The sequence below is a fragment of the Deltaproteobacteria bacterium genome (genome assembly GCA_029210625.1).
In the GTDB taxonomy this organism is placed as follows: Bacteria; Myxococcota; Myxococcia; order SLRQ01; family SLRQ01; genus JARGFU01.
On sequence record JARGFU010000018.1, the window covers coordinates 95257 to 115644 of the forward strand.

Here is a 20388-nt window from a genome sequence, read left to right on the forward strand (position 1 = left end):
ACGCCCATCGATGGTAACAGCGGCGCCCATGCGTATCCTCTCGGGAATCCAGCCCTCCGGCGCGCTGCACCTCGGCAACTACTTCGGTGCGGTGCAGCAGTTCATCCGCTACCAGGACGAGGCCGACGAGGCCCTCTACTTCATCGCCGATCTCCACGCCCTGACCACGGTGCGGGACGGCGCCACCCTGCGCGAGCGCGCCCTGGGCCTGGCGCTCGACTACCTGGCGCTCGGCCTCGATCCGGAGCGGGCCATCCTCTTCCGCCAGTCGGACATCCCCGAGATCACCCAGCTCACCTGGATCCTCTCCGCCGTGACCCCCATGGGCCTGCTGGAGCGGGGGCACAGCTTCAAGGACAAGACCGCCCGGGGCATCCCCGCCGACGCGGGGCTCTTCACCTACCCGGTCCTGATGAGCGCCGACATCCTCCTCTACGGCTCCGACGCGGTGCCGGTGGGCAAGGACCAGAAGCAGCACCTCGAGTTCGCCCGGGACATCGCCACCAAGTTCAACGTCGCCTTCCAGCCCGGCTACGACCCCCAGGATCCGCGGGGCGAGGCGAGCGGCGTGCCCGGCATCCTCAAGCTCCCCGATCCGCTGATCCTCGAGGAGGCCGGCGTGGTCCCCGGGGTGGACGGCGAGAAGATGTCCTCCTCCTACGGCAACGACATCCAGCTCTTCCTCCCGGACAAGCCGCTCAAGAAGCGCATCATGGGGATCAAGACCGACTCCACCGCCGTGGAGGATCCCAAGCCCGAGCCCCACACCCTGCTGCCGCTGCTGAAGCTCTTCTGCGACGAGGCGGCCTACGGCGAGGTGCTCGCGTCCTGGCGGACCGGCGGCAAGGGCTACGGCCACTACAAGCTCGAGCTCCTCGAGCGCTTCCACGGCTTCTTCGACGAGGCTCGCGAGCGCCGCAGAGAGCTCGAGCAGAACCCCGAGCGGGTGGTCGAGATCCTGAGCGCCGGCGCGGAGCGCGCGCGGGCGATCGCCCGGCCGGTCTGGGAGGCCGTGGTCGAGGCCGCCGGCGTGGGCGGCGACACCTCCGCCCTACTCGTGAAGTAGGCGCCAGAGGTCGCGATCGCGCCGGGCCCAGGGCCCGGCCCGCTCGGCGCAGACCCGGGCGTGGTGGTGCTTGCCCAGCTCGAGGAAGGCGCGGCCCAGGACCGCCCAGGCCGCCTCCCCTCCCCCGACCATGCTCGGGGCGGGCTTCACGACCTCCACGGCCTCCTCGTGGTGGCCCAGCGAGAGCAGCAGCCTCCCCTGCCCCACCCGGGCGCTGCCGAGCTCGGGATCGAGCTCGATGGCCCGGCCGAAGAGGTGGTAGGCCCGGGCGCCGTCCCCCGCGGCGATCTGCTCGTCGGCCATCTGGCAGAGGAGGTGCGCCCCGAGGCTCTGGAGCGTGGCGTGGAGCGCCAGCGGCATCGCCCGGCCCAGCACGGGCTCGAGGAGGGCGAAGGCCTCGACGGCGGGCAGGCTCGGGCTGCGCTGGGCGGCGACCGCCACGGCGCCGGCGAGGAGCGGGCTGACCTCCTCGGGGGAGAGCCCCGCCACCGCGGCCCGGGCGAGGGTGGCGAAGCGCCCGTAGGCTCGCCGCTCCAGGAGCAGGTCGGCGGCCAGATCCATCAGCTGCTCCCGCTCCTGGACCTCCACCCCGGGCAGGCAGCGCTCGGCGATGCGGTAGAAGTCCTTCTCCCGCTCCTGCGACGCGAGGGTGGCGGCGTGGAGGGCGAGGGCCAGCGGGTTCTTGCCGTCGTGGCTGAGCGCCTCGGCCACCCGCTTGCCGGCCTCCTCGGCCCGGCCCGCCTCGAGGTGCAGGCGGGCGAGCTCCGCCAGCGCCTGGGCGGCGACCTTGCCCCGGTTGCCTCGGGCGATGCGCAGGTAGGCGGCCGCCGCGAGCCCCGTGTCACCCTCGGCCACCGCGCGGCGGGTGGGCCCGAGGAGGTCCTCGTGGGGCAGGAAGCGGCTGCCCCCGCCCTCGGGGCCCTCGCTCACTCGCCTTCCCAGTAGGCGACCTCGACTCCGTCGGGCACGTAGCGGGAGAGGGTGCGGCCCTCGTCGCTGCCCCCCGGCGCCGTGCCGGCGAAGAGACCCATCTTCCCCGAGTCGGGATAGACGGTGATGTCCGGCGCGTTCATCGTCGAGAAGACGAGGTAGCGCAGGTCCTTCTGCGAGGTGTTGTGGATCTGGTGGGCCCCCTGCACGCCGCGGGGGAAGGCGACGTAGTCGCCGGCGGTGATCGGCTGCTTGCGGCCGGCGAGGCGCAGATCGCCGCTGCCCTCGAGCACGTAGATCGCCTCCTCGTTGCCGTGGTGGAAGTGGTAGGGCCAGCTGCGCCAGCCGGGCGGGACCTCGACGATGCTGCAGCCGAGCTCCTTGCCACCGGCCGCCAGCGCCAGCTGCTTGCGGCGGAAGCGGAAGCGGTCCTCGCGATCGACCTCGGTCCACTCCAGGTCCCGCTCGTTGATCACCCTGTCCTTCTTCTCGCTCATCGACGACTCCTCGTTCCTGGGGGGAGCGAGACGCCGCCCGGCCTTCGTCCGGGGACGTCCCGTACCCTCTTCTAGCACCCCGGGCCCACCGCGACCCACCTCGCCGGAGCAGGCCGCGATCAGATCCTGGACGCATTCCGGGGGTCCTCGCCGCACCGGGACAAAGTCGCGTGATCCCGGGATCTTGGCGACCCCGATCAGATCATAGACGGGATCACTCTCGATCGATCATTTGCTGGACGCCCTCGGACGGAAAATAACCTGTGATCAGGTACTTGGGGCACCGAGGCCCTGCTCGATCGGGCAGGCACGGCCCTTGCGAAGGGCCCCCGCCATGACGCGGACCGCCACCCTCTCCTCTCGCCTCCTCTCCCTCATCATTGCCGCCCTCCTCCTGGGCCAGGCGGCCTGCGGGAGCGGCGCGGGGACGACCCAGCAGGGAGTGCAGCGGGGCGCCCTCGAGCGGGGCGGGAAGGCCGACGCCACCTTCGAGCTCTCCCTGCGGATCACCGAGGTCATGGCGACCCCCGCCGACGACCGCAGCGGCGAGTACGTCGAGGTCTACAACGACAGCCCCCTGCAGGTGAGCCTCGAGGGCCTCCTCCTCGACGACGAGGACAGCGTCGACACCCTGATCCACCGCAGCGGCCCGACCCACCTCGAGGCCTTCGGCTACGGCGTCATCGTCGATCCCGACTACCGCGATCCGCTGCCTCCGGAGGCGGCCGTCTACACGGTCTCCGACCGGGCGCTGGGCAACGGGCTGGCGGCCTCCGATCCCGTGATCCTGCGGGCGGCGTCCGGGCTCGTCCTCGAGCGCGTGGGCCCGAGGGCCACCCTCCGCGGCTACGCCCGCGAGCGCCGCGCGCCCCTCCTCGACGACGTCTCCACCAGCTGGCGGCTCACCCGCGAGGGGAGCCCCGGGCGGCGCAACCGCCACGCCCCCAGCGAGCGCCTGAAGCTCCACCTCACCCACGACTGGGACGAGGCCGAGACGGTCGCGGCCCTCGTCGACTTCATCGACGCCACCGAGCAGACCCTCGACTGCGCCATCTACCAGATGAACCACCCCGAGGTGATGCGGTCCCTGCTCGCGGCCCACGAGCGGGGCGTCGCGGTGCGGATCGTGACCGACACCACCTTCTTCGACGAGCGCGCCGACTACTACGCCGGCTACGAGGCCCTCCTCGCCGCGGGGATGGACATCGTCCCCGACCAGCGCTCCTCCGAGATGCACGACAAGTTCCTGGTCTCCGACCGGCGCTACGTCTGGCTGGGCTCCTACAACCCCACCATGAACCACTCCGCCGACTCGGCCCTCGAGCTCGACAGCGCCTCCCTGGCCCGGGAGCTCGAGCGGCAGGTCGACGACATGATGGCCGGCAAGTTCGGCGTCTGGAAGCGCAAGACCGAGCAGGAGCGGCACCTCGTCGACGGCACCGAGCTGCGCCTCCTGACCAGCCCCCAGGGCGGCGTCCTCGAGGTGATCCTCGCGGAGCTCGGGAAGGCTCGCCGCTCGATTCACTTCCTCGCCTTCGGGCTCACCGAGGACCGCGTGGGCGACGCCCTCCTCGAGCGCGCGGGCGCCGGGGTGCAGGTGCACGGCGCCATCGACTGGCTCCACGCCAGCCGCACCGGCTCCGAGTGGAGCCGCCTGGTGGAGGCCGGCCTCGACGTCCGCCGCAGCCCCCACGCGATGCTGATGCACCAGAAGCTCATCGTCATCGACGGCGGCACCCCGGACGCGGTGGTGATCCTGGGCTCCTACAACTTCACCAACCGGGCCGAGACCCGCAACGACGAGACCATGCTCGTCGTCCGCAGCGGCCGCCTCGCCGCCATGGCCGAGAGCGCCATCGCCGCGGTGATGCGCGACTCCGAGTCGGTGGGTCAGGACGCGATGCCGGCCCTGGCCATCACCGAGGTCGCCCAGGGCACCACCGCCTGGGTGGAGGTGGAGAACCAGGGCCCCGAGGCCATCGCCCTCGTCGGCTTCGAGCTCACCGATCTCGAATCCGTCTCTCGGCTCACCGGTGTCCTGGCCCCGGGGGAGCGCAGGGTCGTGGTCTTCGAGGGCCCGCTGGGCGGCTCCTCCCCGGTCTTTCTCCGGGACGCCGCCGGCCGGGTGATCGACGCCGTCGCCACCGACGACGTGATCCGCAGCCCTCAGCAGACCCTGCGCCGGCTCGGCCCGGTGAGCTGGGAGCTTTCCTCGCCCACGCCCGGCCGGTAGAAGTCGAAGGGTGGCGCCCCCCCCTTCCTCCCGCCTCCGGCGAACGATGGACTCGGCCTTCCGCATCGGGCTGGTGGTCACCCTCCTCGTGACCCTGGGCCCGGCCCTGCTGGTCGCCTGCGCCTGCCGCTCCTTCCTCTACCACCCGACCCGCGCGGACCCCGCGGCGCTCGCGGTGGGGGCCTGGCAGGCCGCCGAGCTGCCCGTCGCCGAGGGGATCGTCCTGCGCGGGCTGGTCCGTCCCCCCCGCGCGGCGGCGGACGAGGCACCCCGCTGGATCCTCTTCTTCGGCGGCAACGCCATGAGCCTGCTCTCGAACCGAACGGTGCTGCAGGAGCTGGCCCCGGAGCCCGGGATCGGCCTGGCCACCTTCGCCTACCGCGGCTACGACGGCTCCGGGGGCAGGCCGAAGGAGGAGCACCTCCTGGCCGACGCCGAGACCCTCGCGGCGCACCTCGAGGCCGAGCACGGGGTCCGGCCCGACCGCCTCGTGATCCTGGGTCAGAGCCTGGGCACCGGGGTGGCGATCCACCTCGCGGCCGCGCTCGCCCGCAAGGGGAGCCCCCCCGCCGGGCTGGGGCTGCTCTCCCCCTACACCTCCATGTCCCGGGTCTTCGACGATCACGTGCCGGTGATCCCCGTGGGCTGGGCCGTGACCGACAGCTACCGCAGCGAGCGGCTGGCCCCCGAGCTGACGCCCCCGATCGTCATCGTCCACGGGGACCGCGACGAGGTGATCCCCGTCTACCACGCTCGCCGGCTGGCCGAGGCCCTCGGGGAGCGGGTGCGCTACCACGAGCTTCCCGGCCGCCACCACAACGACCTGTGGGACGACCCGGGGACCCTCGAGGCCCTGCGCGGCCTGCTGCGCTGAGCATGGCGACCGCGGGCGTCAGACGGTAGGCTGCGGCTGCGTCCGGCGACTCGGACACCAGGGAGGATCGTAGATGAGCAATCCGATGGGCTCCGACATGGGCGGCGCGGTCTGCGCCCAGCACCCCGAGCGTAACGCGCAGCGCACTTGCGAGCGTTGCGGCGCCTACATGTGCTCCGAGTGCACCGAGGGCGGGTTCAAGGACACCTGCCCCGACTGCGTCGCGCGCACCGGCGGCGGCACCTTCCCCCTGAGCCGGGAGGACTGGAGCTTCGATCAGATCTTCTCGATCTCCTGGGAGCGCTGGAAGCCCGAGTGGCTGATGATCTCGGTGGGCATGCTGATCATCTTCGGCGTCACGATGGTCTTCAACGTCGTCTCCCAGGTGATCCAGGCCGGCGTCGCCTCCGCGGGCAGCGTGGAGGCCTCGATCGGCTTGAGCCTGATCTTCTCCTTCGCCCAGTCCCTGATCCAGGGCGTGATCCAGCTGGGCTTCTACCTGCTCTGCATCGACGTCCTGATGGGGAAGCCAGCCAACCTCGGCCTGCTCTTCACCCAGTTCGCCAAGGTCGGGAAGCTCTTGGTCCAGCTCCTGGTCATGGGCCTGATCATCGTGGTGCCCCTGGCCGTCTACGCTGGCATCATCGCGGGGATCATCTTCCTGGCCGGGCTGCAGGACTCGGAGGAGGTCGTGCTGGCCATCGCCGGCGGCGCCTTCCTGCTCGTCCTCTTCCCGCTGATCTGGGTCTCCCTGGGCTTCTACTTCATGCAGATGGAGCTCGCCTTCGACGACGAGGTGGGCCCGATCGACGCCATCAAGCGCTCCTTCGCCCTGGTCGACGGGCACCGCCTGGGCACCTTCGGGGTCGCCTTCGTGGCGGGGCTGGTGGCGATGCTGGGCATCTTCGCCTGCGGCATCGGCATCATCGTCTCGGCGGGCCTCTCGCAGCTCATCCTCTGCGGGCTCTACCTCGCCCTGCGCAACGGCTCCGATCTCCCGGCCGTGAACCGGGATCTGGCCTAGGCCATGCTGCTCGGGTCGAGGACGACCCGGTTGCGGCCGCCCGCCTTGGCCTGGGCCGCGGCGTCGGCGGCCAGCTTCAGGGCGCGGCCGAGCGGGGTCGCGGCCTCGACCGTGGCCGCACCGACGCTGACGGTGATGGACTCCAGACCGTTCTCGGTCTCGATGGCCATCGACTCCACCCCCCGCCGGATGCGCTCGGCGACCCCGAGCGCCTCCCGGGAGCGGGTGTTCGGGAGGAAGAGCACCAGCTCCTCCCCGGCGTGACGACCGGCGACGTCGGCCTGCCGGCTGCATCCCAGGATCAGCCGGCCGATCCGGCGCAACACCTCGTCCCCCACCGAGCGCCCGACGGTGTCGTTGAAGGCGCCGAGGTGGTCGACGTCCAGGTAGAGCAGGCTGAAGGGCCAGTCCTCACGCTGGAGCAGGGCCTGCTCCCGCAGCACCACCTCCCGCCAGATCTCCCGCCGGTAGAGGCCCACCAGGGGGTCGCGCACCACCCCCTGGTCCAGGGCGAGGTGCACCTCCAGCCCCCCGCCGTCCTCGAGGGGCAGGCAGGTCACCCGGAAGACCTCGGTCACGCCCTCCGCATCGGTGTAGGCGTGGATCACCGAGGCCGCCCTGCCCTTCTCCTGGGCCTCTCGCAGGGGGCAGAGCTCACCGCGGAGAAAGCAGGGGCGATCGTCGCCGTGGACGAGGCCGTGGCAGGTCCCCGCCGGAGGGCCATAGACCTCGCCGGCGGAGGTGTTCCCCCAGCGCACCTCGTACTCGGACGACACCCAGATCACAGGGTCGTCCATCTGCTCGAAGGCCGGGAGCGAGGCCTCGAGCTCGGCGCGTGTGAGCTTCCGAGCGATGGCTCCAGTCTACGCTCCCGGAGCGCGGCCCGGGAAGCTCAGACCTCGAGCATCGCCCCGAGGTGGACCACCTGGTTGGGGGACAGCTCGAAGTAGTCGGTGACCCCCCGGGCGTTCTTGGCCAGCCAGAGGTAGAGCGCCTGGCGCCAGCGAGCGAAGTGGGTGTCAGGCCGGAAGATCAGGTGCTGCTGCCCCACGAAGAAGGTGGTGGCGGTGCCGCTGATGTCGAGCCCCTGCCGCTTGCAGGCTTCGATGATCTTGGGGACCTCTGGCTTCTCCATGAAGCCATAATGGGCGGTCACCCGGTGCAGATCCGGATCGACCTCCACCACGTCCACCCGGTCCCGGTCGGAGAGGTGGGGCACGGCCACCGACTTGATGGTCAGCAGGACCACCCGCTGGTGGAGCACCTTGTTGTGCTTGAGGTTGTGCAACAGCGCGGGCGGCGCGCCCTCGTCCCGCCCCATCATGAAGACCGCGGTCCCCGGGACCCGGGTGGGCGGGTGGTCGCGGACGTCCATCCGGAAGACCGAGAGGGGCACCACCAGCTGGGCCAGGCGCTGGGCGACCAGGGTGCGGCCGCGGCGCCAGGTGGTCATCATGACCGTGATGACGGCGGCGATGGTCAGCGGCATCCAGCCTCCGTCGGCGACCTTCACGATGTTGGCGCCGAAGAAGGAGGCGTCGATCGAGCCGAAGAGGAGCAGGAGTGGCCCGCAGATCCAGAGCGAGAGCCTCCACTGCTCCCGGGCGACGACGAAGGTCAGCAGGCTGGTTATCAGCATGGTGGTGGTGACCGCGATGCCGTAGGCGGCCGCCAGCCCGCTGGAGGAGCCGAAGCCGACCACCAGGGTGATGACCGCGACGAAGAGCAGCCAGTTCACCGCTGGCACGTAGATCTGTCCGCTGTGCTCGGCGCTGGTGTAGACGATCTTCATCCGGGGGAAGTAGCCCAGCTGCATCCCCTGCATGGCCAGGGAGAAGGCCCCGGAGATCAACGCCTGGGAGGCGATCACCGTCGCGGCCGTCGCCAGCACGATGAGCGGGAAGCGCGCCCAGGTCGGGGCCAGGAGGTAGAAGGGGTTGGAGGCCGCCTCGGGGGAGTGGAGGAGCAGCGCCCCCTGCCCGAAGTAGGAGGCCAGCAGACAGGGCAAGACCACCACGTACCAGGCGGTGCGGATCGGGAAGCGGCCGAAGTGCCCCATGTCGGCGTAGAGGGCCTCACCGCCGGTGACCACCAGGAAGACGACGCCGAGGATCAGGAAGCCCTCCATCCGGTTGATGGCGAAGAAGTCCCAGGCGTACATGGGGTTGAGCGCCGCGATGACGCTCGGGTTGGCGATCACCTCCTTCAGGCCCAGGACGGCGATCACCACGAACCAGACCAGGGTGATCGGCCCGAAGACGGCGCCCACCTTGGCCGTCCCCTTCCGCTGGAAGAGGAAGAGCCCCGCCAGGATGCCGATGCCGCCGGGGATCACGTAGGGCGCGAGGGAGGGGGCCGCGATCTCCAGGCCCTCGACCGCCGAGAGCACCGAGATCGCCGGGGTGATCATGCCGTCCCCGTAGAGGAGCGCGGTCCCGAAGACGCCCATCAGGGCCAGGATCCAGCGCTTGTCCCGGGACTCGGGGGTCGGCAGGGCCAGGGCCATCAGCGCCAGGATGCCCCCCTCGCCCTGGTTGTCCGCCCGCAGGACGTAGAGCTGGTAGTTGATCGAGATGACGATGATCAGCGACCAGAAGATCAGCGAGAGCACCCCGAGGACGTTCTCGGGGGTCACCGGCACCGCCGCCGGGCCGTGGAAGCACTCGCGGACGGCGTAGAGGGGGGAGGTGCCGATGTCACCGAAGACCACCCCCAGCGCCGTCAGGCTGGTGATGAAGAGCTTCTTCGGCGACTTGTTGCCCTTGGCGGTCTCGTCTGACATCGCTTGAGCCTCGAATCGTCCCCGGCAGGCCCTCGATCCGCTCGGATCAGGGGTTCGGAGTGGGAGCCGGCTCCGTGGGGGCCACCGGAAGCTCGGCGCCCAGGGCCTCGGGGTCGACGATGCCGATGTGCTTGGCGCCCGCGGCGCGGCAGAGATCCATGACCTCGACGGCCAGCCCGAAGTTCGCGCCGTCCTCGGCATCGAAGAAGGCCACCTTGTCGTCCCGCCCGCGCAGGGCGAGCCGCAGGCGCTCCCGGAGCATGGCCTCGTCCACCCGCTCGCCGTTCAGGTCGATGGACCCGTCCTGGTGGAGCTTGACCAGAAGGGGGAGCATCTCGGGGGGGATGTCCTCCTCGAGCTCGGTATCGTCCGTCTCGGGGAGGGAGAGCTTGAAGCGCAGCTCGAGGGTGGGGGTCACGACCATGAAGATGATGAGGAGCACCAGCACCACGTCGATCAGCGGCGTGACGTTGATCTCGGACTGGACGCCCTTTCCTCCCAGCTGCATCGCCATCTAGGATCCTCGAGGACGCTAGGCGTCCTCCTCCTTGCGTTCCTTGGTGGCGATCACGACCCGGGCTGCCCCGGCCTTGCGGCAGTCGAGCATCACTGCCCGGACCTTGCCGTAGTCGAGGCTGCGATCGCCCTTCACCACGACCTCGATGCCGGGGTTGAAGGAGAGGCGATCCTTCACCGCCTCGACCAGGCCCTCCTTCATCACGGGATCCTGATCCAGCCAGAGCTCCCCGTCGGCGGTCACGATGACGAAGAGCTGCTCGCGCTCACCCTTCCCCTTCACCACGTGCTTGGCCTCGGGGAGCTGCACGGCCTTGGCCTTCTGCATCATGGGCGTGACCACCATGAAGATGATCAGCAGCACCATGACGATGTCGACCAGAGGGGTGACGTTGATCTGGGCCTGGAAGCCCCCGCCCGAAGCGCCGGCCTGCATCGTCCCGGCCTAGCTCTCGCTGCCCGCGGCGCCGGCGCGACCCTGATCCTTGATCAGGTAGTCGACGATCTCGTTCTTCGCCGCCACCAGGGCGCCGCCGATCCCGTCCACCTTGGCGGTGTAGGCGTTGTAGAACCACACGCCGATGACCGCCACGGCGATGCCGAAGGCGGTGGTCAGGAGCGCCTCGGCGATGCCGGGGCCGATGGTGGCGAGGTCACCGGCGCCGCCGCCCATCGCCTGGAAGGCGTTGATGATGCCGAAGGTCGTGCCGAAGAGACCGACGAAGGGCGCGGTCGAGCCGACGGTCGCGAGGATGCCGAGGCCACGGCGCAGCCGGGTCAGCTCGGCGTCGATCGAGCGCTCGGAGGCGCGCGTCGCCGCCTCGACGACATCGTAGGTCGCTCCGGCGGCCTGCTTCTTCAAGCCGTCATCGTACTCGCTCACGCCGGCGCCGACCACCTGGGCCAGCGGGCTGCGCTTGTACCGCTTCTGGGTCTCACCGACGGTCTCGAACTGCCGGTCGTCGAGCGGCCCGCGGATCTCGAGGGCGAAGCGCTTGGACTCGCCGGCGGCACGCATGAACGCGAGGGCGCGCTCGATGCCGACCCCGAGCGTCCCCACGCTCATCAGCAGGAGGGTGTAGACCACGCCCTTCGCGACCGGGCCCATCGCGGCCCACATGTGTGAGAATTCGAACTCCATGCTCTTCTCCTGCTCGTGCTCTCGCTGCCTTACTCGAGCTTGAAAACGAAGGGCACCGGCAACCAGACGTAGACCGGTTGGCCCTCGAACTTGGCCGGCTGATAGCGGCACTTCTTCGCCGCCTGAACCGCGGCGTGCGCCAGCGCCTCGTTGCCGGACCGGACCTTGACCTCTCCGACGGTGCCGTCCTGCTTGACGCCCACCAGGAGGACCACTCTTCCGGTGACCCGCGCCTCGCGGAGCATCCGCGGATACTCCGGCTCGGGGCAGGCCCCCGGTACGGGCTTGGGGGGGATCATCCCCTTCTTCAGGCGGACCGGCTCCTGGCTGCCCAGCTCACCGCCGAGCACCCCACCGAGCACACCCCCCACCTGGCCGCCGACCACGCCGCCGACGACGCCGCCCTCGACACCCCCCTCGACGCCGCCCTCGACGCCCTCGACGCCGTCGTCGTCACCGCCGTCCTCTTCCTCCTCGACGGGCTCGGGCTCGGGTTCGGGCTCGGGCTCCGGATCCGGCCGCCGCTCGATCGGCTTGATCTGCTCGATCTTCGGCTGAACCATCACCGTGGGCGTCTTCGGCTTCTTCTTCCGCCGGATCTTCGCCTTGGGCGGCGGGGGTGGCGGCGGCGGAGGCGGCGCCCGGTAGAAGACCACCGGGACGTCCACCTCCTCCACGGCCTCCGAGACCGAGGGCTCCATCAGGAGCCACCCGGCCAGGGCAGCGTGCACCCCCACGGCGATGGCCGCCGCCACCAGGCGGCGGCCAAGTCCCCCCTTGGCCTTCGGCTGAACGAAACCGTCGAACATCATGGCTGGGGGAAACTACCTCTACTGGCAATGCTAGTAACGGAACCTCAGCCCAAATTGCATACTAAGTGGGTCCAAGGTGTCAATCACGTCGCCGAACTGGGTCGCTCCGCCCGCGGGAAGGTTCCGGGTCTCATAGGCCACGGCCGCCCGGTTGTTCAGCAGGTTGAACACGTCGTAGTAGAGCTGGATCTTCTGGCCGGTGAGCTCCTCGAGATCCCAGCCGATCCGCGCGGCGAGGGTGAAGAGGGCCGGCATCCGCAGCGGAACGAGGTTCCCCTCGGCGTCGTAGTCGTAGCCACGCGGCGAGCGGCGATCCCAGTAGTCGCTGAAGAAGCTGTTGAAGTAGTAGCGGTTGTAGGGGCCGCCGGACTGGTAATAGACCTCACCGCCGATGGAGATGCCCTTGGGCAGCTTGTAGGAGGTGTAGACCTTCAGCACGTGGGCGTGGTGGCCCGGCAGCAGGCCCTGCTCGAACTCCCGCTGGCGGGGCCGGTCGAAGGCCACGTCGAGGAGGGAGTAGTCGGGCGAGGTGCCGTCGGACTTCGACAGCACGTAGGACGCCATCATCTGCCAGTTCTTCGACAGCCGCTTGTTCAGGGTCAGCTGCAGGGCGATGTAGCGGTTCCAGGCGCCCTCGAGGGCCCCGAGGGAGTAGAGGTGGTTGGGCTCACCGTTCACGTAGCCGACGACCGCGTCGCCCTGCTCGTTCCAGATGACGTTGACCTCGTCGTCCTCCCAGACGTTGACGCTGGTCTTGTAGATCAGGTCCGCGGAGAGGGAGAGATCGTCCACCAGCTCCCGGGAGAGGCCGAGGATGAACTCGTGGGCGCGGGGGCGCTGCTGGTTGAAGGGCTCCTTGAGGTAGTCCTTGCCGGTGGTCGTCGGATCCGAGCCGCCCTGGGAGTACAGGAAGATGTCGTACTCCTCGGTGATCGGGTTGTACTGCCAGGTCCGGGTCCGCATCTCGCGGGCGCCCGCGAAGTCGGAGAGGGCCAGGTAGCCGGTGTCGACGTACTGATAGTAGCCGGCCCGGATGGCGGTCTTCTTGTCGCCGAAGGGATCCCAGGCCAGACCGAGGCGGGGGCTGACCGTGTTGACGATGATCTGGGCCTCACCCTCGTAGTTGCGCATCCGCGAGGAGTCGAAGCGCAGACCCGGGCGAACGGTGAGGCCGCCGAAGGGCTTCCAGACGTCCTGGGCGAAGACCGAGACGATGTCGCCGAAGAGCTGGTTGTCCTGGGCCTCGACCAGCTCGGTCTTCCGATAGGGGAGGCCGGCGCCGGAGATGGCGTTGGGATCGTTGGGGTCCACGCCGCTGTCGGTGAAGTACTCACCACCGGGGATGGACTGGAAGACGCTGTTCCAGGACATGGAGGCGTCGATGCCGGCCTTGAACTGGTGCCGGCCCATCATGTCGTCCACGTCGTAGGAGAGCGCCGAGTAGAGCTGCAGGCGGTAGCGCTTGTCGTCGACCCACTGGGTGTCGTTGATGGTGTCGGTGCCGGTGTCGATGTTGGTGTGACCCGAGGTGTCGAGGTCCAGGCTGACCGGGGTGATGTAGAGCCGCTGGCTCTTGAAGGAGACGCTGGTGTTCCAGAGCATCTGCGGCTGGAGGAAGATCTTGGAGTTCCCCATCAGCGTGATGCCCGCCTGCCACTGCCGGCGCTCGGCGTCCGGGTGGGTGGTCGGCTGCTGCTTGGTGTTCCGGATGGAGGTGGGATCCGTCTGGAAGAGCAGCTGGTAGGTCTGGGTCGGGGTGGGCATGAAGGTCAGCTTGCCCAGGGCATAGAGGCCGAAGAAGGTCCGCGGCGGCGGCTTCAGGCCCTCCTGATCCGGGAAGATCCCGAGCTGCTCACTGGTCCGCGAGGGACGCACGGCCGCGTAGGGAAGCTCGGCGGAGATGAAGTACCAGAGCTTGTCCTTCATCACCGGGCCACCCAGGTTCACGTTGCTCTGGATGATGGTGTTGTCCTGCGGGATCTCGTTGTCGTCGTAGGGCGAGAGCTGGCCGGCCTCGTAATAGATGGAGCCGTCCACGTGGTGCTCGTTCGAGCCGCTCTTCGTCACGATGTTGAGGATGCCGCCAGTGGCCTGACCGTACTCGGCGTCACGGCCGCCGGTGAGGACCTCGACCGACTCCATCGCGTCGAAGTTGAAGTTCGCCGAGAAGGTGTTGGTCACCGGGTCGGTGATGTTCACACCATCGAGCAGGTACTGGTTGCTGTACTGCTTGCTGCCCGCGACGTTCGGGTTGCCGCCACCGCCGCTCACGCCAGGCGTGAGGTTGGCGATCGACTGGTAGGACCGGCCGGTCGGGACGGTGTTGGCGAACTCGGTGGTGACGACCTCACCGGTGGTGGTGTTCTCGACGTCCACCATCGGGATCTTGCCCTTGACCACCACGGCCTCGGCCTCATCCGCGACCGGCGGCTCGAGGATGAGGTCCAGGGTGGCCGTGCGGCCGATCTGGACCTCGATGCCCTCGGTGGTCATGTCCCGGAAGAGGTCGTGCTCGGAGCCCACGGAGTAGGTCCCCGGGGGAATCTCCTTGAAGCGGGCCTCGCCGTCCTCGTTCGAGGTGACGACCCGCTTACCGATGAGGTTCTTACCCGAGAGGGTCAGCTTCACGCCGGCGACCGGCATGCCGTCCTGACCGGACACGTAGACCTCTACCTGTCCGGTCTGGACCGAGGCGAACGCCGGGCTCGCGAGGAGCACGGCAAGGAGAATGGCGCCAGAAAACCTGATCGTCTTCATGATGGCAGTTCCTTTACGCATGACTAGTTCTCGCAATTCCGGCTAGTTGGCCGTCAGGGTCAGGTTGAAGTCGTAGGCAGAGGCGCCCACGCACTGGAAGACGCCGACGGTGTAGCGCGTCCCGGCCGAGACCGGCACGCCACCGAAGTACTCCGGCTGAGCACCCGTCGCGGCATCCCAGCTCAGGACCCCGGCGGCGCCGCCGCCCTCGATCCGCGGACCGCCCGCCTCGAAGATCACGAGGTCGAGATCCTCACCCGCGTCGCCGAAGCCGAGGAAGCCCTCGAGGGTTCCGTCGACGGTCGGGACGAAGGAGTAGAAGTCGGCGTCGTCGGAGAGCGGGGCTCCGGTCCAGACGTTCGGGAACCAGTCGCAGGCGTCCGCCGCGATGGCGATGTCGCCGGCGATGTTGATCGGCACCTCCGGAGGCAGCGGACCCATGTCCTGCGCCATGGCGTAGTCGTCGTTGGCGCCCATGTCGCCCTGGTCGAGGCCCAGGCCGAGGATGTAGTCGCCACCGGGACCGGCGTAGTTCATGACCGCGATGACGACCGTCTCACCCCGCTGAACGTTCAGAGAGGTGAAGTCGATCTCGGGGTTGCCGTCGAAGTCGAGGTCGTGCCAGCCGCCCGAGAGGCGCTCGGGCTTGTCGCCCGTGCCGCCCGCGAAGCCGTCGATGACGCCCGCGGCGCCACCACCCTCGACCCGAGGACCACCGGCGTCGAAGACGATCATGTCGAAGTCGCTGCCCGGGTCGATCCAGTCGACCGTGACGGTCAGCTTGCCAGCCTCGGCCGCGGTGATCCGGAAGAAGTCGACGTCCGCCGGGTAGCTGCCGAGGAAGATGCTGGGCCACCAGTCGGCGCCACCGGCGATGTTGCCGGAGACCAGCACCGGGACCTTCGGGAAGAGGAGGCCGAGACCCTGGGCCGAGGCCGTCAGGTCGTTGGGCTCGTTCTCGGGAAGGACGAAGGGACCGGAGGCGGAGCAGGCATCGCCCGTGCCGTCGCCGTCGCTGTCGAGCTGATCCGGGTTCGGGACGCTCGGGCAGTTGTCGATGCCGTAGCAGTTCTGCCCGAAGGCCACCGGGTTCGGGTTGCAGACGCCGTCGTCGTCCATGTCCGGGTCGCAGGCGTCACCGACGGTGTCGCCGTCGAGATCCGCCTGGCTGGTGTTGGCGTCGTCGACGCAGTTGTCCAGGGTGTCGACGATCAGGTCGCCGTCGGTGTCGAGCGCCGGGTCGTTGCAGGCGTCACCGTCGCCGTTGCCGTCGGTGTCGTGCTGATCCGGGTTCACCACGTCGACGCAGTTGTCGGTGGTGTTGTCGACCGTGTCGTTGTCGTCGTCGGTGCCGATGCAGAGGTCGCCCACCCCGTCACCGTCGGTGTCGAGCTGGTTGTCCTCGTTGGCGCCGTTGGCCACCAGGATGCAGTTGTCGCAGACGTCGCCCACGCCGTCCGAGTCGGTGTCGGTGAGGTCGGTGGACATCACGCCGGGGCAGTTGTCGCAGGCATCACCCACGCCGTCGGCGTCGGTGTCGTCCTGGGTCTCGTTGTCCACCAGCGGGCAGTTGTCGTTGACGTCGAGGATGGTGTCGGCGTCGCCGTTGCCGTCGCAGGCGTCGCCCACGCCGTCGGCGTCGTCGTCGTGCTGATCGGCGTTGGCCAGATCCGGGCAGTTGTCGTCGTCACCCAGGCAGAAGGGATCCGTCTGACCGGGGGAGCAGACGCCGTCGTTGTCCTGGTCGAGCTCGGTGCCCGCCACCTCGCAGACATCGCCGATGCCGTTGGTGTCCAGGTCCTCCTGGTTGGCGTTGGCGACGACGATGCAGTTGTCGCAGGCGTCACCCACGCCGTCGGCGTCGGTGTCGAGGTTGCTCGAGTCGGCGACGTCGACGCAGAGGTCGCAGGCGTCGCCCAGCCCGTCGAGGTCGGTGTCGACCTGGCCGCCGGACTTGATGGTGAGGGTGTAGTTGATGTCACCCGGCACCAAGCCCGGATCGCGGATCGCGGTGATCTCGACCGGGTTCGTGTCGGCGATGACGCCCTCGAAGAGCACGTCGGACTGACCCGTGTTGTCGATGATCGACATCCCGGCGATGGTCACGTTGAGGTCTGAGGGCCACCCGCCGCCGGGGAGCAGCCAGTAGCCGTCCGCCGCCGTGACGTGGACCCGCACGGCCTGGCCGACGAGATCCGCGGCCGGGGTGAAGTAGAAGAAGTCGGCGGTCTCGCCGGCGGCGTCGGTGTTCTGACCGGTCACGGTCAGGGCGTCACCGTAGGCCACGGTGCCGAGGTTCTCGGCGTTGGCGGTGTCCTCGTTCGTCCCGAGCGCCGCGGGATCCTCCATCTCGGCGTAGGGCGTGAGGGTGTTGTCCGGGTTGGCCAGCACCGGGCAGGTGTCGGTGCCGTTGTCGACGCCGTCGCCGTCCCAGTCGCTGTCGCAGGCGTCGCCCTCGCCGTCGGTGTCGAGGTCGGCCTGGTCGGTGTTGACCGTCCGCGGGCAGTTGTCGACGCTGTCGTCGATGGTGTCACCGTCGGTGTCGGTGTCGCAGGCATCACCCTCGAGGTCTCCGTCGAGGTCGGCCTGGCCGATGCACATGCCGCGCACGCACACGTTGCCCAAACCGGAGCAGTCACTGTCGTCGGAGCACACCACCGGCGCGTCGGCCGCGCCCGGGCAGAGGTCGCAGGCGTCGCCCCAGAAGTCGCCGTCGGAGTCGGTCTGGGTCGGGTTGGCGACCAGCGGGCAGTTGTCGCAGGCGTTGCCGAGGCCGTCGCCGTCGACGTCGCCCTGCAGCGGGTTGTAGAGGCCGACGCAGGAGTCGCAGGCGTCCTGGGTGCCGTCGCCGTCCAGGTCCTCCTGGTTGGTGTTGGCCGCCAGCGGGCAGCCATCGGCAGCGTCGGCGATGCCGTCGTTGTCGTCGTCGGTGTCGCAGGCGTTGCCCACGCCATCGGCGTCGGTGTCGAGCTGCGCCGGATCGGCGGTGCCCGGGCAGAGGTCGCACATGTCGCCCACGCCATCGGCGTCGGCGTCGCCCTGCGCGGCGCAGCGGCCGGCCACGCAGGCGCCGCCGTAGGAGCCGCAGTCGCCGTCGACGGTGCAGGCGGGGGGCGCGTCAGCGACGCTCACGCAGAGGTCGCAGGCGTCACCCACGCCGTCGCCATCCGCGTCGGCCTGGTTGTCCTCGTTGGCGCCGTTGGCCACCGTCGGGCAGTTGTCGGTGTCGTTCGGCACGCCGTCCTCGTCGGAGTCGGTGTCCGGATCGCAGTCGTCGCCGATGCCGTCGTTGTCGGTGTCTTCCTGGCCGGCGTTGGCCGTCTGCGGGCAGTTGTCGGAGCCGGTGCAGGCCGAGCTCACGACGCCCGGATCGCAGATGCCGTCGCCGTCGTTGTCAGGATCGCAGGCGTCGCCGCGGCCGTCGCCGTCGGCGTCCGAGGGCTCGCTGCAGGTGCCGACGGTGTCGTCGAAGGGGTCGGCGATGCAGACGCCACCGGCGCCGGCGCACTCGGCCGCCCCGCCGTCCTCGGCCGCGGGGTCGCAGCCGAGCAGGGGATCCACGACCCAGACGCAGAGGTCGCAGGCGTCGCCGATGCCGTCGTAGTCGGTGTCGAGCTGATCGACGTTGGCCGCGCCGGGGCAGTTGTCGCAGGCGTCGCCGAGGCCGTCGCCGTCGCTGTCGCGCTGGCTGCCGCAGAAGCCGACGAGGTTGCAGGTGCCGCCGGCGCCCACGCAGTCGGAGTCGTCCTCGCAGGAGGGGATGGCGTTCGGGATGCCCAGGCAGAGGTCGGAGGCGTCGTCGACGTTGTCGCCGTCCACGTCGTCGTCACAGGCGTCGCCCATGCCGTCGCCGTCGGAGTCGGCCTGGTCGGCGTTCTCGGCCGCGGGGCAGTTGTCGCAGGTGTCGCCCACGCCGTCGCCGTCGGCGTCCTCGGTGCCGTCCTGAGCGGCGTTGTAGGTCTCGTAGCAGAGGTCGCAGGCGTCGCCCGCGCCGTCGCCGTCGCTGTCGAGCTGGTCGGCGTTGGGGACCATCGGGCAGTTGTCGGTGCCCATGCAGTCGGGGTCGGTTTGGCCGACGTCGCAGTAGCCGTCGCCGTCGTCGTCCGCGGAGCAGGCGTCGCCGACGAAGTCGAAGTTCAGGTCCTCCTGACCCGGGTTCGCCACGGCATCGCAGTTGTCGCAGACGTCACCCACGCCATCGCTGTCGCCGTCCTCCTGGCCGTCGTTGGCCAGGCCCGGGCAGTTGTCGCTGTCGTCGGCCACGCCGTCGTTGTCGTCGTCGAGATCGCAGGCGTCGCCGCCGCCACCCTCGACCAGCTCACCCTCGGGATCGTAGGAGTCGCCGTCGGTGTCGGCCTGAGAAGGATTCGGGACGTCCGGGCAGTTGTCGTAGGGCTTGGTCTCCAGGTCCTCGATGGCGCAGTGGATGTCGTCATCGGGGCACTGGGTGTAGCCGTCGTCGATCTCGTCGCCATCGCTGTCGATCGGGCAGCTCGGGGGCTCGATGCCGAAGACCCACGGGCAGGCGGCCGAGGCGTCGTCGTTGCAGGCGTCGCCCTTGCCGGCGCCGTCGGTGTTGGCCTGGTCGAAGTTGGCCACGTCCGGGCAGTTGTCGCAGGCGTCGCCGGCGCCGTCGTTGTCGCCGTCTTCCTGGCCCGGGTTGTAGTCGTCGGGGCAGTTGTCGTCCGGCAGGCCGTCGCCGTCGGTGTCGGCGTTGGCGTGGCCGTCGAAGTCGGTGTCGGTCACCTGGGTGTCGATGAGCAGCTCGACGTCGGCGGTGTCGTCGGAGGCCGTCAGCTCGAGGGGGGCGCCCATCACGAAGTCGGCCGCGCTCGGCGGACCGTTGACCGTGAAGTTCAGCGCGGCGCTGCGGCCCGCGTTGTCGCCGTCGTTGTCGGCGTAGGCGTAGAGGTAGACCGTGGAGCCCGGGGCGACGAAGACGCCCTTGAAGGTGCCGACCACGTCGCCGTCGTCGTTGAACTCGAAGTGCTCGGCGCTGGTGCCGGCGATCGGGAGCCGGGTCTTGTCCGAGTCGGGGTCGGCGTTGGCCAGGGGCTCGTCGATGACGAAGGGCGCGTCGTTCGTGTAGGCGCCGACGAGCACGCTGCCGATGATGGTGCCGGCCTGGGCGCCCATCTGCATCGTGTAGCCGCAGGCGATGTCCGCCATGTAGCGGTGGTGCACCATGTAGGTGACACCCTTCTCGAGCACCGCCGAGACGATGATCGCGTCCTCGCCGTCGTTCGTGCCGATGATCTGCTGCAGGTCGATGACGTTGGAGTAGTCATCGGCGATGTCGGTGCCGCGAATGAACCAGAGGTTGTTCACGCCACCGGCGCAGGTGTGCTTGTAGTGGATCGTGATCGAGCCGGTCTCCGAGAGGGAGAAGGCGAAGCGATCGCGAAGATCGTCAGGGCCCATCTCGCCGGTCACGGTGATGGCCGGGGCGTCGGTCTCGATGACGCCGAGGTCCTGGTAGTCCGGGCCCGTGTAGCCCGGAGGCAGGGGGTAGCCGTTCGGCTCGACCTCGGGGATCGTGGGGCCGAGCTCGGCCTCCCCGGGGAGCAGGGGGTTCAGGGACGAGGCGATCCGGACCGTACCGGTGATCTCGGCGCCGAGCGGCGGAAGCTCGGGCTCGCAACCCGTCAGGGTGAGGAGCGGCAGGAGCGCAACGAGCGCCACCTTGCCAGCAAGAGAAATGATGAACGACGAATAGGAACGATCCGTGGAATGCAACACGGCCTCCCCTCCGATTT

The 20388-nt window shown here is 69.5% G+C and carries 14 protein-coding genes; 4 read left to right on the plus strand and 10 right to left on the minus strand.

All coding sequences use genetic code 11. From position 1 onward, the window contains the following. Positions 1 to 28 precede the first annotated feature (28 nt). Complete coding sequence (gene trpS, locus P1V51_17265; GenBank protein MDF1564795.1) at positions 29 to 1066, plus strand: tryptophan--tRNA ligase; 1038 nt, start codon at positions 29 to 31, stop codon at positions 1064 to 1066. On the opposite strand, the gene P1V51_17270 is transcribed toward trpS, so the two are convergent. Both P1V51_17270 and P1V51_17275 read right to left on the minus strand, forming a co-directional pair. Continuing rightward, positions 1052 to 1996, minus strand: coding sequence for a hypothetical protein (locus P1V51_17270; GenBank protein MDF1564796.1), 945 nt, complete (start codon positions 1994 to 1996; stop codon positions 1052 to 1054). The genes trpS and P1V51_17270 overlap by 15 nt on opposite strands. Further along, a complete protein-coding gene (locus P1V51_17275; GenBank protein MDF1564797.1) occupies positions 1993 to 2493 on the minus strand; it encodes a cupin domain-containing protein in 501 nt (166 codons plus the stop codon). The genes P1V51_17270 and P1V51_17275 overlap by 4 nt, the downstream gene beginning before the upstream one ends. 334 nt (positions 2494 to 2827) lie before the next feature. Between P1V51_17275 and P1V51_17280 the strand changes: the two genes are divergently transcribed. The 3 genes from P1V51_17280 (at position 2828) to P1V51_17290 (ending at position 6624) form a co-directional block, all read left to right on the plus strand. After that, positions 2828 to 4726, plus strand: a complete 1899-nt coding sequence (locus tag P1V51_17280; protein MDF1564798.1) for a phospholipase D-like domain-containing protein — start codon at positions 2828 to 2830, stop codon at positions 4724 to 4726. A gap of 10 nt (positions 4727 to 4736) precedes the next feature. Beyond that, complete coding sequence (locus P1V51_17285; GenBank protein MDF1564799.1) at positions 4737 to 5600, plus strand: alpha/beta hydrolase fold domain-containing protein; 864 nt, start codon at positions 4737 to 4739, stop codon at positions 5598 to 5600. Positions 5601 to 5673: 73 nt separating this feature from the next. Further along, complete coding sequence (locus P1V51_17290; protein MDF1564800.1) at positions 5674 to 6624, plus strand: hypothetical protein; 951 nt, start codon at positions 5674 to 5676, stop codon at positions 6622 to 6624. Here the strand turns inward: P1V51_17290 and P1V51_17295 are convergent. From P1V51_17295 to P1V51_17330, 8 genes are all read right to left on the minus strand, one after another. Next, complete coding sequence (locus P1V51_17295) at positions 6621 to 7421, minus strand: diguanylate cyclase (protein ID MDF1564801.1); 801 nt, start codon at positions 7419 to 7421, stop codon at positions 6621 to 6623. The two genes, P1V51_17290 and P1V51_17295, sit on opposite strands and share 4 nt — an antisense overlap. Before the next feature lie 95 nt (positions 7422 to 7516). After that, positions 7517 to 9406: a potassium transporter Kup gene (locus tag P1V51_17300; GenBank protein ID MDF1564802.1), complete on the minus strand. Its 1890-nt coding sequence runs from the start codon at positions 9404 to 9406 to the stop codon at positions 7517 to 7519. Between the two features lie 46 nt (positions 9407 to 9452). Continuing rightward, positions 9453 to 9920, minus strand: coding sequence for a biopolymer transporter ExbD (locus P1V51_17305; protein ID MDF1564803.1), 468 nt, complete (start codon positions 9918 to 9920; stop codon positions 9453 to 9455). 18 nt (positions 9921 to 9938) lie between these two features. Further along, positions 9939 to 10358 (minus strand): biopolymer transporter ExbD, encoded by a 420-nt coding sequence (locus P1V51_17310; protein MDF1564804.1) that lies wholly within the window; start codon positions 10356 to 10358, stop codon positions 9939 to 9941. 9 nt (positions 10359 to 10367) lie between these two features. Continuing rightward, on the minus strand, positions 10368 to 11063 hold the full coding sequence (locus P1V51_17315; GenBank protein MDF1564805.1) for a MotA/TolQ/ExbB proton channel family protein: 696 nt from the start codon (positions 11061 to 11063) through the stop codon (positions 10368 to 10370). A 29-nt stretch (positions 11064 to 11092) separates the two neighbouring features. Further along, positions 11093 to 11875, minus strand: coding sequence for an energy transducer TonB (locus tag P1V51_17320; GenBank protein ID MDF1564806.1), 783 nt, complete (start codon positions 11873 to 11875; stop codon positions 11093 to 11095). A 30-nt stretch (positions 11876 to 11905) separates the two neighbouring features. Continuing rightward, positions 11906 to 14632 carry a carboxypeptidase regulatory-like domain-containing protein gene (locus P1V51_17325; GenBank protein MDF1564807.1) on the minus strand — a complete coding sequence of 909 codons (2727 nt, stop codon included), beginning with the start codon at positions 14630 to 14632 and terminating at the stop codon, positions 11906 to 11908. Between the two features lie 42 nt (positions 14633 to 14674). Then, on the minus strand, positions 14675 to 20314 hold the full coding sequence (locus P1V51_17330; protein MDF1564808.1) for a thrombospondin type 3 repeat-containing protein: 5640 nt from the start codon (positions 20312 to 20314) through the stop codon (positions 14675 to 14677). Positions 20315 to 20388: the final 74 nt, after the last annotated feature.

Excerpts from the sequence above, each read along its gene's own strand:
- trpS (MDF1564795.1), top strand. The coding sequence starts at position 29 with ATGCGTATCCTCTCGGGAATCCAGCCCTCCGGCGCGCTGCACCTCGGC.
- P1V51_17275 (MDF1564797.1), bottom strand. The coding sequence starts at position 2,493 with ATGAGCGAGAAGAAGGACAGGGTGATCAACGAGCGGGACCTGGAGTGG.
- P1V51_17280 (MDF1564798.1), top strand. The coding sequence starts at position 2,828 with ATGACGCGGACCGCCACCCTCTCCTCTCGCCTCCTCTCCCTCATCATT.
- P1V51_17290 (MDF1564800.1), top strand. The coding sequence starts at position 5,674 with ATGAGCAATCCGATGGGCTCCGACATGGGCGGCGCGGTCTGCGCCCAG.
- P1V51_17295 (MDF1564801.1), bottom strand. The coding sequence starts at position 7,421 with ATGGACGACCCTGTGATCTGGGTGTCGTCCGAGTACGAGGTGCGCTGG.
- P1V51_17300 (MDF1564802.1), bottom strand. The coding sequence starts at position 9,406 with ATGTCAGACGAGACCGCCAAGGGCAACAAGTCGCCGAAGAAGCTCTTC.
- P1V51_17305 (MDF1564803.1), bottom strand. The coding sequence starts at position 9,920 with ATGGCGATGCAGCTGGGAGGAAAGGGCGTCCAGTCCGAGATCAACGTC.
- P1V51_17310 (MDF1564804.1), bottom strand. The coding sequence starts at position 10,358 with ATGCAGGCCGGCGCTTCGGGCGGGGGCTTCCAGGCCCAGATCAACGTC.
- P1V51_17315 (MDF1564805.1), bottom strand. The coding sequence starts at position 11,063 with ATGGAGTTCGAATTCTCACACATGTGGGCCGCGATGGGCCCGGTCGCG.
- P1V51_17320 (MDF1564806.1), bottom strand. The coding sequence starts at position 11,875 with ATGATGTTCGACGGTTTCGTTCAGCCGAAGGCCAAGGGGGGACTTGGC.
- P1V51_17325 (MDF1564807.1), bottom strand. The coding sequence starts at position 14,632 with ATGAAGACGATCAGGTTTTCTGGCGCCATTCTCCTTGCCGTGCTCCTC.